This window comes from Winogradskyella sp. (assembly GCF_003712105.1).
Lineage (GTDB): Bacteria > Bacteroidota > Bacteroidia > Flavobacteriales > Flavobacteriaceae > Winogradskyella.
On sequence record NZ_RHLG01000002.1, the window covers coordinates 347,014 to 360,280 of the forward strand.

General features: G+C 33.9%; 15 protein-coding genes. 5 read left to right on the top strand and 10 right to left on the bottom strand.

The window, feature by feature from the left end; all coding sequences use genetic code 11:
- Window positions 1-14 precede the first annotated feature (14 nt).
- Window positions 15-944: a lytic transglycosylase domain-containing protein gene (locus tag ED556_RS06030; protein ID WP_296320706.1), complete on the top strand. Its 930-nt coding sequence runs from the start codon at window positions 15-17 to the stop codon at window positions 942-944.
- Between the two features lie 36 nt (window positions 945-980).
- On the opposite strand, the gene ED556_RS06035 is transcribed toward ED556_RS06030, so the two are convergent.
- Window positions 981-1,559: a DUF2892 domain-containing protein gene (locus ED556_RS06035; RefSeq protein ID WP_296320709.1), complete on the bottom strand. Its 579-nt coding sequence runs from the start codon at window positions 1,557-1,559 to the stop codon at window positions 981-983.
- A 159-nt stretch (window positions 1,560-1,718) separates the two neighbouring features.
- Between ED556_RS06035 and rpmH the strand changes: the two genes are divergently transcribed.
- From rpmH to ED556_RS06055, 4 genes are all read left to right on the top strand, one after another.
- Window positions 1,719-1,880: a 50S ribosomal protein L34 gene (rpmH, locus tag ED556_RS06040; protein ID WP_296320712.1), complete on the top strand. Its 162-nt coding sequence runs from the start codon at window positions 1,719-1,721 to the stop codon at window positions 1,878-1,880.
- Between the two features lie 101 nt (window positions 1,881-1,981).
- Window positions 1,982-4,834 (top strand): carbamoyl-phosphate synthase large subunit, encoded by a 2,853-nt coding sequence (carB, locus tag ED556_RS06045; RefSeq protein ID WP_296320715.1) that lies wholly within the window; start codon window positions 1,982-1,984, stop codon window positions 4,832-4,834.
- Between the two features lie 71 nt (window positions 4,835-4,905).
- Window positions 4,906-5,439 carry an ankyrin repeat domain-containing protein gene (locus ED556_RS06050; protein ID WP_296320717.1) on the top strand — a complete coding sequence of 178 codons (534 nt, stop codon included), beginning with the start codon at window positions 4,906-4,908 and terminating at the stop codon, window positions 5,437-5,439.
- A 5-nt stretch (window positions 5,440-5,444) separates the two neighbouring features.
- Window positions 5,445-6,248: a T9SS type A sorting domain-containing protein gene (locus ED556_RS06055; protein WP_296320720.1), complete on the top strand. Its 804-nt coding sequence runs from the start codon at window positions 5,445-5,447 to the stop codon at window positions 6,246-6,248.
- Window positions 6,249-6,318: 70 nt separating this feature from the next.
- On the opposite strand, the gene ED556_RS06060 is transcribed toward ED556_RS06055, so the two are convergent.
- From ED556_RS06060 to ED556_RS06100, 9 genes are all read right to left on the bottom strand, one after another.
- Window positions 6,319-6,870 carry a YceI family protein gene (locus ED556_RS06060; protein WP_296320723.1) on the bottom strand — a complete coding sequence of 184 codons (552 nt, stop codon included), beginning with the start codon at window positions 6,868-6,870 and terminating at the stop codon, window positions 6,319-6,321.
- A gap of 39 nt (window positions 6,871-6,909) precedes the next feature.
- Entirely contained in the window at window positions 6,910-7,281 is a 372-nt protein-coding gene (locus ED556_RS06065) for a hypothetical protein (RefSeq protein WP_296320724.1), read from the bottom strand.
- A gap of 13 nt (window positions 7,282-7,294) precedes the next feature.
- Window positions 7,295-8,146: a DUF5777 family beta-barrel protein gene (locus ED556_RS06070; RefSeq protein WP_296320727.1), complete on the bottom strand. Its 852-nt coding sequence runs from the start codon at window positions 8,144-8,146 to the stop codon at window positions 7,295-7,297.
- Complete coding sequence (locus ED556_RS06075) at window positions 8,147-8,530, bottom strand: hypothetical protein (protein ID WP_296320732.1); 384 nt, start codon at window positions 8,528-8,530, stop codon at window positions 8,147-8,149. It abuts the gene before it with no gap.
- Between the two features lie 103 nt (window positions 8,531-8,633).
- Window positions 8,634-8,879 (bottom strand): hypothetical protein, encoded by a 246-nt coding sequence (locus ED556_RS06080; protein WP_296320736.1) that lies wholly within the window; start codon window positions 8,877-8,879, stop codon window positions 8,634-8,636.
- Window positions 8,869-10,188 (bottom strand): DNA recombination protein RmuC, encoded by a 1,320-nt coding sequence (gene rmuC, locus ED556_RS06085; protein ID WP_296320739.1) that lies wholly within the window; start codon window positions 10,186-10,188, stop codon window positions 8,869-8,871. Before rmuC ends, ED556_RS06080 begins: the two co-directional genes overlap by 11 nt.
- 69 nt (window positions 10,189-10,257) lie before the next feature.
- Window positions 10,258-11,052 (bottom strand): ABC transporter ATP-binding protein, encoded by a 795-nt coding sequence (locus ED556_RS06090; protein ID WP_296320742.1) that lies wholly within the window; start codon window positions 11,050-11,052, stop codon window positions 10,258-10,260.
- A gap of 4 nt (window positions 11,053-11,056) precedes the next feature.
- Window positions 11,057-12,085: an iron ABC transporter permease gene (locus ED556_RS06095; RefSeq protein WP_296320745.1), complete on the bottom strand. Its 1,029-nt coding sequence runs from the start codon at window positions 12,083-12,085 to the stop codon at window positions 11,057-11,059.
- Complete coding sequence (locus ED556_RS06100; protein ID WP_296320749.1) at window positions 12,075-13,220, bottom strand: ABC transporter substrate-binding protein; 1,146 nt, start codon at window positions 13,218-13,220, stop codon at window positions 12,075-12,077. Before ED556_RS06100 ends, ED556_RS06095 begins: the two co-directional genes overlap by 11 nt.
- Window positions 13,221-13,267: the final 47 nt, after the last annotated feature.

The window sequence follows — 13,267 nt, forward strand, 5'->3', positions numbered from 1 at the left end:
ACAAAAGAAATGTTATGAAAATACTGAAAAATATACTTTCACTTATTGGATTAATAGCCCTATCAGGTCTATTTATCTTTGCCATGCAAAAAGCACCTGAAGAACCTGTAGTTGATGGGAACGAAAAACCAGTTATAAACGATTATAATATCTACGCATTAGATGTGCCAAAAGATTTAAATTTTGCAGGAGAAGCTATGCCGTTGGAAAACCCAGATATTTATGAGCGCATGGATAGAGAGCTTTTAGTAAATACCTATTGGCAATCTAACGGATTACTAATGTTTAAGCGTGCTCAAAAGTATTTCCCAATCATAGAACCAATATTAAAGGAGAATGGTATACCTGATGACTTTAAGTACCTTTCAGTTATAGAAAGTGGATTAACAAATGCGGTATCACCAGCAGGAGCAAGAGGCTTTTGGCAAATTATGAGAACTACGGGGAGAGAGAATGGATTAGAAATTAATACTAATGTAGACGAAAGATACCATCTCGAAAAAGCAACACGTGTGGCATGCAAATACTTAAAAGAAGCTAAAACTAAGTTTGGAAGTTGGACCTTAGCCGCTGCATCCTACAACGCAGGTAAGGCAGGTATTGCCAAACGTCTTAAAAGCCAAAATGTATCTGATTATTACGATTTATTATTAGGGGAAGAAACTGGTCGTTATATGTTTAGAATTGTTGCCCTTAAAGAAATATTGAATAACCCAAGTAAGTATGGGTTTAACTTTACAGAGAACGACCTATATAATAACGTACCAACATACGAAGTAGCTGTTGATACTGCAGTAACAGACTTTACAAAATTTGCTGAGCGCTTTGGAATTAATTACAAAATTTTAAAAATTCATAATCCATGGCTACGCGAACCACACCTTAATAATAAGTCAAAGAAGTTATATCAGATTAAGATTCCAAAAGAAGGTTACTATAAATAGACAAAAAAAGCTCAATTTATTCAATTGAGCTTTTTTTTATCGTCTGCTACGTCTGTATTGTCTAGATGATGTTGGCTGACCATATTGCTGCCGTGGTATTGACGCCTTTTTCATCTGCTGTTTCATGTCTTTTATTTGTTGCGCTAGCATATCTCGTTTGTCTAATTTTTGAGCTTCTGCAAGCAACTTTTGCGCTTCTTGCTTTCTACGCTTACTAAAAGCAATTCCGGCTAAGTTCAACTTTGCCATAGCTAAATCATGGTCCATTGATAAGCCAAGGGTTATGGCATTCTTAAAATATTTTTCGGCTTCATTAATATTAGTCTGTGAAACCATAATTCCGTTTAGGAAGTTTAAATAACCTTGTTGTTTTTTCACTAATGCAGATTCTGGCTTTTTAATTTTATCTAACCATTTTTTAGCACCCACAAAATCTTGCTTTCGAAGTCTAAAAAATGCAAGAAGTATCATTTCATTTTTAAAATATAGAAAGATAAATACAGTAGATAAAAGTATATACATTATACCATTACCAATATAGCCTTCTATAAATTGATAAATAGCATAACCAATTATTAATGCAGTAATGACTAGTTTTATGTTTTTATTGAACATTTTTTAGGTTTAAATTGCGGATGGCAAAGTTAAGAAAACAATTATAAATAATTTTAATTTAAGCCTTGGTAAAGTAAAAACTTGTTGTATATTTGCACGCAGTTTTGGGAAAACACCCATTTTTTAAATTTTAATAGAAGATTTTAAAGATATAAGACAATGAGCAAAAGAACGTTTCAACCGTCAAAAAGAAAGAGAAGAAACAAGCATGGTTTCAGAGAAAGAATGGCTTCTGCTAATGGTAGAAAAGTTTTAGCTCGTCGTAGAGCAAAAGGAAGAAAGAAATTGTCTGTTTCATCTGAATTAAGACATAAAAAATAATGATTAACAATTGTTAATATTTTAAAGGCGTTACTTATAGTTAACGCCTTTTTTTGTACCCAACCGATATTTATTTTTGTCAAACTATATAAATTAAACCCATGCCAAAAAACAAAGACATCAAATCCATTTTACTTATAGGTTCAGGACCAATAATTATAGGGCAAGCTTGCGAATTCGATTATTCAGGTTCTCAAGCCCTACGTTCATTACGAGAAGATGGCATAGAGACTATTCTTATAAATTCTAATCCCGCTACAATTATGACTGACCCGTCAATGGCAGACCATGTTTATCTACTGCCCTTGACCACTAAGTCTATCATTAAAATTTTAAAGGAGCATCCGCAAATAGATACAGTTTTGCCTACTATGGGTGGACAAACGGCTTTGAACTTATGTATTGAAGCAGATGAGAAAGGAATTTGGGAGGATTTTGGTGTAAATATTATTGGTGTAGATATTGATGCTATTAATATTACTGAAGATCGTGAGAAGTTTAGGGAATTAATGACTCAAATAGGTGTAGGTATGGCACCTCAAGCAACTGCTACGTCTTTCTTAAAAGGTAAAGAAATAGCACAAGAGTTTGGTTTTCCTTTATGTATTAGAGCTTCTTTTACTCTAGGAGGTGCTGGAGCATCAATAGTTTATGACGAAAATGAGTTTGATGAGGCATTAACAAGAGGTTTAGAAATTTCTCCAATCCACGAAGTAATGATCGATAAAGCGATGATGGGTTGGAAAGAGTACGAGTTAGAGCTCTTGAGAGATAAAAATGATAATGTAGTTATTATATGTACCATTGAGAATATGGATCCAATGGGGATTCATACTGGTGATTCTATAACGGTAGCACCAGCAATGACTTTATCTGATAAAACCTTCCAGAAAATGCGTGATATGGCCATTCATATGATGCGTAGTATAGGTGATTTTGCCGGTGGTTGTAATGTGCAATTTGCTGTAAGTCCAGATGAAGAAGAAGAGATAATTGCTATCGAAATTAACCCTCGTGTATCTCGTTCATCAGCATTAGCGAGTAAGGCAACTGGTTATCCAATTGCTAAAATTGCCGCAAAGTTAGCCTTAGGTTACACATTGGATGAGCTTAGTAATCAAATTACGAAATCTACTTCAGCATTATTCGAACCAACATTAGATTACGTAATTGTAAAGATTCCTCGTTGGAATTTTGATAAGTTCGAAGGCTCAGACCGTACTTTAGGTTTACAAATGAAAGCAGTAGGTGAGGTAATGGGTATTGGACGTTCGTTCCAAGAAGCGCTTCATAAAGCTACGCAATCCTTAGAAATTAAGCGAAATGGGTTAGGTGCTGACGGAAAAGGGTACAAAGATTATGACACCATTATCGAAAAATTAAAGCATGCAAGTTGGGACCGTGTTTTTGTAATTTATGATGCCATTGCAATGGGTATTCCTTTAAGTCGTATCTACGAAATTACGAAGATTGACATGTGGTATTTAAAGCAGTACGAAGAGTTATTTCAGCTTTCTAAAGAAATTTCAAAATACAATATCGATAGCATTGATAGAGACTTGTTACTCGAAGCAAAACAAAAAGGGTATGGTGATCGCCAAATAGCACATATGCTCGATTGTCTTGAAAGTCAAGTGTATAACAAGCGTCGTGAATTTAATATTAATAGAGTTTATAAATTAGTTGACACCTGCGCTGCAGAATTTAAAGCACAAACACCATATTATTACTCAACTTTCGAAAGTGAAGTAGAACGTCCAGATGGTACGGTTTTGGTCGATAATGAAAGTATTGTAACAGATAAGAAGAAAATAATTGTACTTGGTTCTGGTCCTAATAGAATTGGTCAGGGAATAGAGTTCGATTACTGTTGTGTTCATGGTGTTTTAGCGGCATCAGAATGTGGGTACGAAACCATAATGATTAACTGTAATCCAGAAACGGTTTCTACAGATTTTGATATTGCGGATAAACTCTATTTTGAACCTGTATTTTGGGAGCATATTTACGATATCATTCAACATGAAAAACCAGAAGGCGTTATTGTGCAACTTGGAGGACAAACCGCTTTAAAACTTGCAGAAAAACTTGAGCGCTATGGTGTAAAGATCATGGGCACTACATTCAATGCGCTTGATGTTGCTGAAGATAGAGGTAGTTTTTCAACATTATTAAAAGAAAACAACATTCCATATCCAGAATTTGATACTGCAGAAACCGCTGATGAAGCTCTTGCAGTTGCTGATAAACTTAATTTCCCGATTCTTGTGAGACCTTCCTATGTTTTAGGTGGTCAAGGCATGAAAATTGTAATTAATAAACAAGAATTAGAGGAACATGTTGTAGACTTATTACACAAAATACCAAATAACAAATTACTTCTAGATCATTATTTAGATGGAGCCATAGAAGCGGAAGCTGACGCAATTTGTGACGGTGAAAATGTGTACATTATTGGTATTATGGAGCATATAGAGCCATGTGGTATCCACTCTGGTGATAGTAATGCAACTTTACCAGCATTTAATTTAGGAGAATTTGTACTACAACAAATTAAAGATCATACGCATAAAATTGCTTTAGCTCTAAATACGGTTGGTTTAATTAACATTCAGTTTGCCATTAAGGACGATATGGTATACATCATTGAAGCAAACCCAAGAGCATCTCGTACGGTTCCTTTTATAGCAAAAGCTTATAAAGAACCTTATGTGAACTATGCTACAAAGGTCATGTTAGGCGAAAAGAAATTATCTGATTTTGACTTTAAGCCTCAATTAGACGGATATGCTATAAAACAGCCGGTATTCTCGTTTAATAAGTTTCCTAATGTAAATAAAAAGCTGGGTCCAGAAATGAAGAGTACTGGAGAAAGTATCTTATTTATTGATAGCTTAAAGGATGATGAGTTTTATGATTTGTACTCGCGCCGTAAAATGTATTTAAGTAAATAGGCTAATTTTTTGATAATCAAGTACTAGTGTATTGATATTTTTTATAACTTGGTGGTCGTAAACCCCAAGCTATGAAGAAATTATTACTATTTTTTCTACTTAGTTTCTTTGTTACCTCAGGCCTAAGTGCACAAGAGAATATCTTTGATGCATGTCGTTCTGGTAATTTAGAAATAGTAAAGAAACTTTACACTATTGATTCTAAAGTAATTAATCAAGAAGAATTATCGGGTTACTCTCCTATTGTATTAGCATGTTATTATGGGCATGAAGATATTGTGTCTTTTTTGGTAACAAAAGTATCTAATATTAATGCCAAAACATCATACGGATCTCCCTTAATGGCTGCAACAGTTAAAGGTTACGATACTATTGTTGACATCTTATTAGCTCATGATGCAAATCCAGATATTACTGATGAAAAAGGGGTAACTGCTGCGCATTATGCTGTACTGTTTAAAAACTATAGTATCGTGGAAAAATTAGCAAACGCTAATGCAGACTTTACCATAAAAAATAACGTCAATAAGTCCGCAATGGACTATGCTATTAGTCTTAATGACGAAAAAATAAATAAAATCCTTAACCTCCTCCATAAATCTTAAATACTATGAAAAAAATTACTTTGTTATGTTTTTTAATTACTTCCTGTTTTGGGTTTTCGCAAAATTGGACAACTGGAGATGTTACTCTAACTACAGGGTACACCGTTAAGTTTGATGTAACGTCCTCAACTGTTACAATGACTATGGTTGGGCCATCCAATGAATGGTTAGGTGTTGGTATATCAAATGTTGTGTATTCTATAGGCAGCCAAATGGGACAATTTAATGATACAGATGGTAGTGGAGATGTTGTTATCTACACTAATAACAGCATTCAAGACCGAAGAATGCCTGGTTCTAATGGAACTCCACCAGCGGATTCTTCATCAGATTGGTCATTGAGTTCTAATGATATAAGTGGTTCAACGAGAACTGTAGTAGCTACAAGAGATAGAGATACTGGAGACGCAAATGATTATGATTTCCCTACTTCTCCACCAGCATCATTTACCTTGGTTTGGGCTAAAGGCGGTGCTGGAACTAATAATTCATTTGGATTTCATTCTGGAGGTAGAGGTGCTGTTTTAGCAAATAATAATGTATTAAGTAATGATGACTTTCAGTTAAACCCTGTACGTTTCACGATATCACCGAATCCAAGTAGTAGAAATCTAAATATAGGTATTAGCTATAATGCAAGTAGAGAGTATAATATTGAGGCTTACGATGTACTTGGTAAGCAAATTTATCGTGGTCAATTATTTAACAATGATACTACAATTGATGTGTCGAACTGGAGAAGTGGTGTTTACTTGGTAAAATTAACTAGTGATGAAGCTACGCAAACCAAGCGGTTTGTAAAACAATAAATTTATATTTTAAAGCATAGAAAAAGACCAACTGAAACGTTGGTCTTTTTTATTACTATTACGTTTTCTTTTATTTTTTATTCAATTGAAATTCATAAATCACACTAACTTCTCTAGAGAGTTTATTACTTACAATTTTTGGAATTTCAATATCAAAATCGGCTACATTCAATTTTAATTCTCCAGATATAATAAGATTGTTATCACTTCCTTTAGAGACATTTAGTGTTTCTCCGTTAAGTGCTTTTGTCTTACCATGAAAGGTTAATGAACCATTGTATGTCATCTTAGTATTTGAATTTGAAACTTTATCTAACGAAAACCCAGAAATATCACCTTTAAAAGTTGCTTTAGGGTATTGGTCAGATTCTGCATAATTCTCGTTAAAGTGCTCTTCCATTAGAGCATTTTTAAACCTAAAACCTTTAACTAATACTAAGGCTGCAAATTCACCATTTTTAGTATTAATAATAGCTGTAGTGTTATTATTAGTGGCTTTTACTTCTTCAAATGAAGGTACAGATGCCTCAAACGTCACGGTTCCGGTTTTGGTAAGATACTTTCCTTGTGCACCAATACTAACTGTAAAAAACAGGAGTATTATGGGTATTAATCTGTTCATTTTAAAGTGTTTTAAAATTAAGTTTCAACAATTATACCATTATGGACTTTCTAAAAAACCTTCTTCTTCCCAAAGGATGATTAAATCAATAAGGTTTTGTGGAAGTCTAACTCCAGTTAAAGGCATTGCACCAGGTTCTCCTGGCTGTAATGAAATTCGACCAATTACGTTATTGTTTTCTATTCCAAAAACAACTTCGTCATAGAAGACTAGAGACGTTTGAGCGCCAAATTGCGGTGTAGTTCCGTGGCATTGCCAACAGTTGTTTTCGAATATGACTCTAATGTCTTCTTCAAAATTCACAAAATCTGGCGGTGGTGTATTATCAATTAAATCTTCTTCGCTAACGCTAGTACAATTGTAACTTAATGTCACTAAAGCTATTCCTATGATATATTTAAATGTTTTCATCTTTCACTAATTTTTAAAATACACGACTTAAATTAAATCCAAAAAAGATATCTCCATCACCCCAATCTCCTGTGCCTTGCCCGAGGAATGTGTTTGTATTCATACCTTGGGCATTTGTAAAATGCATTTGGAATACGTGTCCACCAGTTTCTAAATCAAACCCTATGGATAGAGGGTTTTTAAAAGGTGAAGCGCTAGATCTGTTAAGGTGCCATCCGTAATCTATATTCACAGACCAACGTTTAGTCAGCTTGTGCCTTCCACCAATTCCTATAGCATATTGCGTATTATCCTGCGTATTGTCAGCAACATAATTATCATGAAATAGTGTAGGTGCTAATTGCAAGGACAGATTTTTATTAAACTTTCGCGCAATAAGTATCTGAGTAGCATACCCTAACCGGTTTTCGAATTCTAATCTAGGTAAATTATTTTCATCTAAGGCCGTATTTATAAGTATAGAATTATAGCCTACAATTGTAAATGGAGAACCACCTTTTTTCTGCTTTACTAATCGGTATTTAAGTGCACCTTCATATATTTTTTGAAAAGAACTTCTAGATACACTTACATTAAGCCAATCATTAACACCGTAGATAAAGTTTAAACGTGTTACAGCATCATCGAGTCCAAAAAAACTGTCGAAGCCATTTTTAACGGTGCCAAATCTATGCGCTACAACGAAGGTGAATTCCTTTTTTGCAGTAAGTTTAGTAGATTCAAAATTTACAATTTTTAAGCCTTTGAATGTAGCGGTGGCATAATTGTCTTCGGGTGATTCTTGGTCAATTTCGTCAAGTAAATCGTCCTGACAAAAGACCGGCATTGCTAGTAATAGCAATGCGAGCATGATTATTTTTTTCATTTAGTTTGGGATTATGGAACATTGATCGAGTTTAATTTCTTCAAGTAAATCGTCGTAGCCAATGCAACGACCTTTTACTTTAATATTCTGACTTTCACTAACTGGGTTAGTTTCAAGTAAACTACAGAAAATGGAATTATTTAGCGTAATACTATTGTTTGTTTGTGTTGTAATTTCTCCTTCTATTACAATAGTCTTATTTAAGTATTTTGTTTGTGCTGTTTCAGAATCTGAAGTGAATTCTGTAATAAAATCTGATGCTTTAACTGAATAGTCTGCTACTTCTGCTTGTATGTCTCTGTGATCTTGATAGAGATAGTTATAACCAAAATATGCACCAATAAGTAAAAGTGCAAAAACAAGTAAGATTATTTTCTTTTTCATAAAGAAACTATTCAATAGCTCTTTAAAGATATAAAAAAAATGTAACTACTTAGAATTAAATACTATACATACTTATAAGATGTTTTTATAGAAAAAAGACCTATTATAAGTCACTCCGGTTTATCTTATCTTCAAATTCTTTTCGAATATTGATACCAACATATGTTATAGCTGCCCCAACAATAATTGCAATAACAGAAGCAAAATATTTAAATTCCACTTTTTCAAAATTTGAATTACCAAAAAGTATATATACTCCACTTGATAATGTAAATATTCCAATAATGATTATTGCTATATAATTAATTCTACCAATATATCTCAAGAAATTACTTCTTTCAATCTTCATCGGATGCTCGTTTTATAATATTTTCTGGTAGAGATTTTTTGGCTTTTGCACCCATCTTTTTAATGTTTTCAACTCGAGAAATCAAATTACCTTTTCCTTCAACCAACTTATTCATGGCGGCAGAATAATCGTTTTTAGCAGCATCAATCTTTTTACCAACACCAGTTAAATCTGTAACCAAACCTTCAAACTTATCATAAAGTGCGCCCGCTTGTCTTGCAATTTCTATAGCATTTTGTTGCTGTTTTTCATTGTTCCACATCGTATCAATGGTGCGCAATGTTGCCAATAGAGTAGATGGCGTTACGATTACTATGTTTTGCTCAAAAGCTTTATTGTAAAGCGTATTATCTTCATTAATAGCAACAGCAAATGCAGGTTCTATTGGTATAAACATGAGCACAAAATCAGGCGATTCTATATCGTATAAATCTTGATAATTTTTAGCCGATAATTGGTCAACATGCTTTTTAATAGAATTGACATGAGATTTAAGATAGATGCTTCGTTCGTCATCATCAGCATTGACCAAACGTTCGTAATCTGTTAAAGATACCTTGGAGTCAATAATCATCTTCTTCGAATCTGGAAGATGTAAAACCACATCGGGCATAACTCTTGAGCCATCTTCAAGTTGAAAACTTTGCTGGACAAAATACTCACGATCTTTTTCTAAGCCGGACTTTTCAAGAACACGCTCTAAAACCAATTCGCCCCAATTACCTTGAGTTTTACTATCGCCTTTAAGTGCTTTGGTCAAGTTTGTTGCTTCTTTAGCCATTTGTTGGTTAAGGTCTTTAAGACCAAGCAATTGTTCTTTTAAGGCTGAGTGCATACTGATGCTTTCCTTTTGAGAGTCTTCAACCTTTTTCTCAAAGGTTTTTATTTTTTCTTCAAGTGGATTAAGGATGTTCTTTATGTTTTCTTTATTCTGAAGTGTAAATTTCTCTGATTTTTCATCTAATATTTTTTGAGCCATTAACTCAAAATCCTTACGTAATTGCTCTTGTTGTTTAGCAAGTTCTTCGTCACGTTTTAGATTTAATTGCTGAAGGTTTTCAAATTCGGTATTACGTCTTGATAACTCCGTATTCAAAAACTCTTTTTCACGACGTATCTCTTCTCTTTCAGACTCAATCTTGTCAATATTTTGCTTTAACTCCGAAATGGAATTATTAAGCTGCAATTGGCGTTCTTCCAGAGTACTACGGTCACTTTTGCTTTTTAACTGAGCAAATTTTAACCCTATAAATGCGCCAACAGCACCAGAGACAATAATTGTTAGTAATAGAATGAGAGTATCGTTCATAGAAATGATAAGTGTCAAATACCAAAGATAAATTTTTTGCTTTTTAGAGCGAAGCTTAGACGAGTTTAATTATTTCGAAATTTTAAAACTTCCAGATTTCTCATCAAAAGCAATCATGTCTTTAGGAAAAAGTGAGTTAAAAACACCATTTTTAATAAGTTGTGAAGGTTGGTCACAGATAATATTGTTACCTGTCATCACAAGCATTGTGTCACATAACTGAATGGCTAAATCAATCTCATGAGACGAAAAAAGGATAGTCTTATGAGTCTCTTTTGCTAATCTTTGCAAGAGCTTAAGAATATAGGCCTTATGATACATGTCAAGGTGTGTCGTTGGCTCATCTAACACAATTATATCTGTATCCTGAGACAATGCACGTGCAATCATAACTTTTTGTAATTGCCCATCGCTGAGTTCAAAACATCTTTGATCTTTAAGCTCGGTTATATTTACCAACTCTAATGCCTCATTTACTTTTATAATATCATCTTCAGTTAGATTTCCAACCCAATTGGTATATGGGTTACGACCTAGCGATACCAATTCAAAAACAGATAAATTTTTAGATGTTAATTGCTCCGTAAGTACAATGCTTAGTTGCGTGGCAAGAGATGTATTAGAAGTCTGCTGTAAGTTGTTGTTATTAATGAATATATCACCAGACAAGCTTGGTTGTACTTTAATAAGTGTTCTAAGTAATGTAGATTTACCAATTCCATTGGCACCAACCAATCCAATAAGCTGACCTTGTAATAATTTGAAGTTTATGTCTGAGGCCACAACAATATCTTTCTTCTTGGTTTTGTAACCAATTGAGAGCTGTTTCGCTTCGAGGATGATATTGTTATTGTTTGTTTTCAAAAATCTAGAATATTAGTTTTCGTTGTCTAATTAAAAGCCAAATTACAACTGGTGCTCCTACAAGCGCTGTTATAGCATTAATAGGTAAGATATAATCACTGCCAGGAATTTGAGCTATACTGTCGCAAACAAGCATAACTATTGCGCCAAATATCGCCACTGCAGGTATCAGGACTTTATGATTTGAACTCGTAAAAATCTGCCGCGTTAAATGCGGAATAGCCAAGCCAATAAACGCAATTGGACCTGCAAAGGCAGTAACAGTGCCTGCTATTAAACTTGTAGCTAAGATTATTAGTAATCTATTTTTTTTAAGATTAAGTCCAAGACTTTGCGCATAATTATCACCTAATAGCAAGCTGTTTAAGGCTTTAATTGAGAAAATACTAATTACCATTCCAACACTATAAATTATAGTAAATATGAGCAACTCAGTCCACGTTAAATTGCTTAAGCTTCCAAAACCCCAAAAAATGTACTGTTGTAATTGCTCTGCTGAGCTAAAATAGGAGAGCACACTAACAACCGCAGCAGTTATACTGCCAAACATTAGTCCTATAATGAGTATGGCCATAGTATCCCTTACACGACTAGACACAGACAAAACAGCCAATAACACTAAAAAGCTTCCAATACTTGCAGCAATAACGATGCTCCATTTAGTAGTTAATAATCCTGCAAAAACGCCTCCGAACAATCCAGAGCCCAAAATAACTAACGCAACTCCCAAACTGGCACCAGAGCTTATACCTAATACAAATGGTCCAGCAAGGGGATTGCGAAATAAGGTTTGCATTAATAGACCAGAGATACCCAATCCGGACCCAACTAATATGGCTGTTATGGCTTTTGGTAGTCTAAAGTCTCTTATTATAATATTCCATGTTTCATTATCAATAGAACCAAACAGGCTGCTAAATATACTTTTGGTAGGTATGCTAACAGATCCAAGGCTAATGTTAACAAAGAATAATATTGCTAAAATAATTAGCAGTAACACAAATTGATATCTGTATGTTTTGCTAGTCTTCAAGAGGTTTAAAAAAATAAGGTGTATACTCCTCAAGTAGTTCTGGATGACAAATTTTAATAATGTCCTTAAGTACTAAATCTGGCCTTGCAATTCCTAGTTCGTAATAGAGTACACCGCCAGTTTTGCCAGTAGTATTAGAAAACGTATAAACAGATTTGTTTTTAAAAGCACTAAAATTTGTGTAAAGCGCATTGACTTTTTCTAATTGACTAAAACTAGTGTAATAAGAAGGACTTAGCCATATATCAGCATTTTTTGCTTTATTAAAAACGGCTTCAAAACTTAACGATAGACTTCCATTTCCACTACTGTCTTTCCAAAGGTAATCAACATTGGCATCTACCATAAATTGAGCTTCTGGACTATTGCCATTGGGCAAATGCCAGATATCTTTAGTCATAGCGCCACTTAATATTTTAGGTTTAGATATGGCATTTTTTGCAATGGCTTTAGCCTCGAAATAATTTTTTTCAATAGTGTTGAAAATAGAATCTGCTTCTTTTTCTTTATTAAAAAGCACACCAAAAAACTTTATCCATTCGGCTTTTCCAAGTGCGGAGTCTTCAACCCAACCACCATGATAAATGACAGGTATATTCGCTTTTTTTATGGTTTCAAAGGTTTTGTTAACACCATCAACACCAAATCCAATGACCACGTCTGGGTTAACTTCTAATAAAACTTCAGTATTTATACCTTCATTTTTACCCAATTCTCGTATTTCTCCATTGTCTATTCGAGTTCTTGTTTTTTCTGAAGAAATGTAATCAGTACCAGGAAAACCAACTAAAGATTGTTCAACACCTAAAAGTTCTATAGCAGGAATATGTGTAGTTGAAGTGACAACAATATTTTTTATGTTATCAGAAATAACTCCATCATAGAAGTCACTAGGAAAGGTCATTTTAGATAAAGTTTCGTTAGAAGCAATTATATATTTGTAGGTTTTATTGCTTTTAGGCCATGGTTTTGATATTGTCAGCACTTTATAACCGCCGTTGTCAATCACACTAAAACCTGTTGCATATTTTAAGCGTAATGCATTGCTTTGATTAGTCTGTGGTATCTCTAATTTCGATTCATTTTTACATGAAACCAAAACCACCAGAAAAAGAAGTATAACCGAAAGTCTCATTTAAGTTTTCGTTAGGTGCTCAAAGCTAAGAATTATTTAAGTTATAG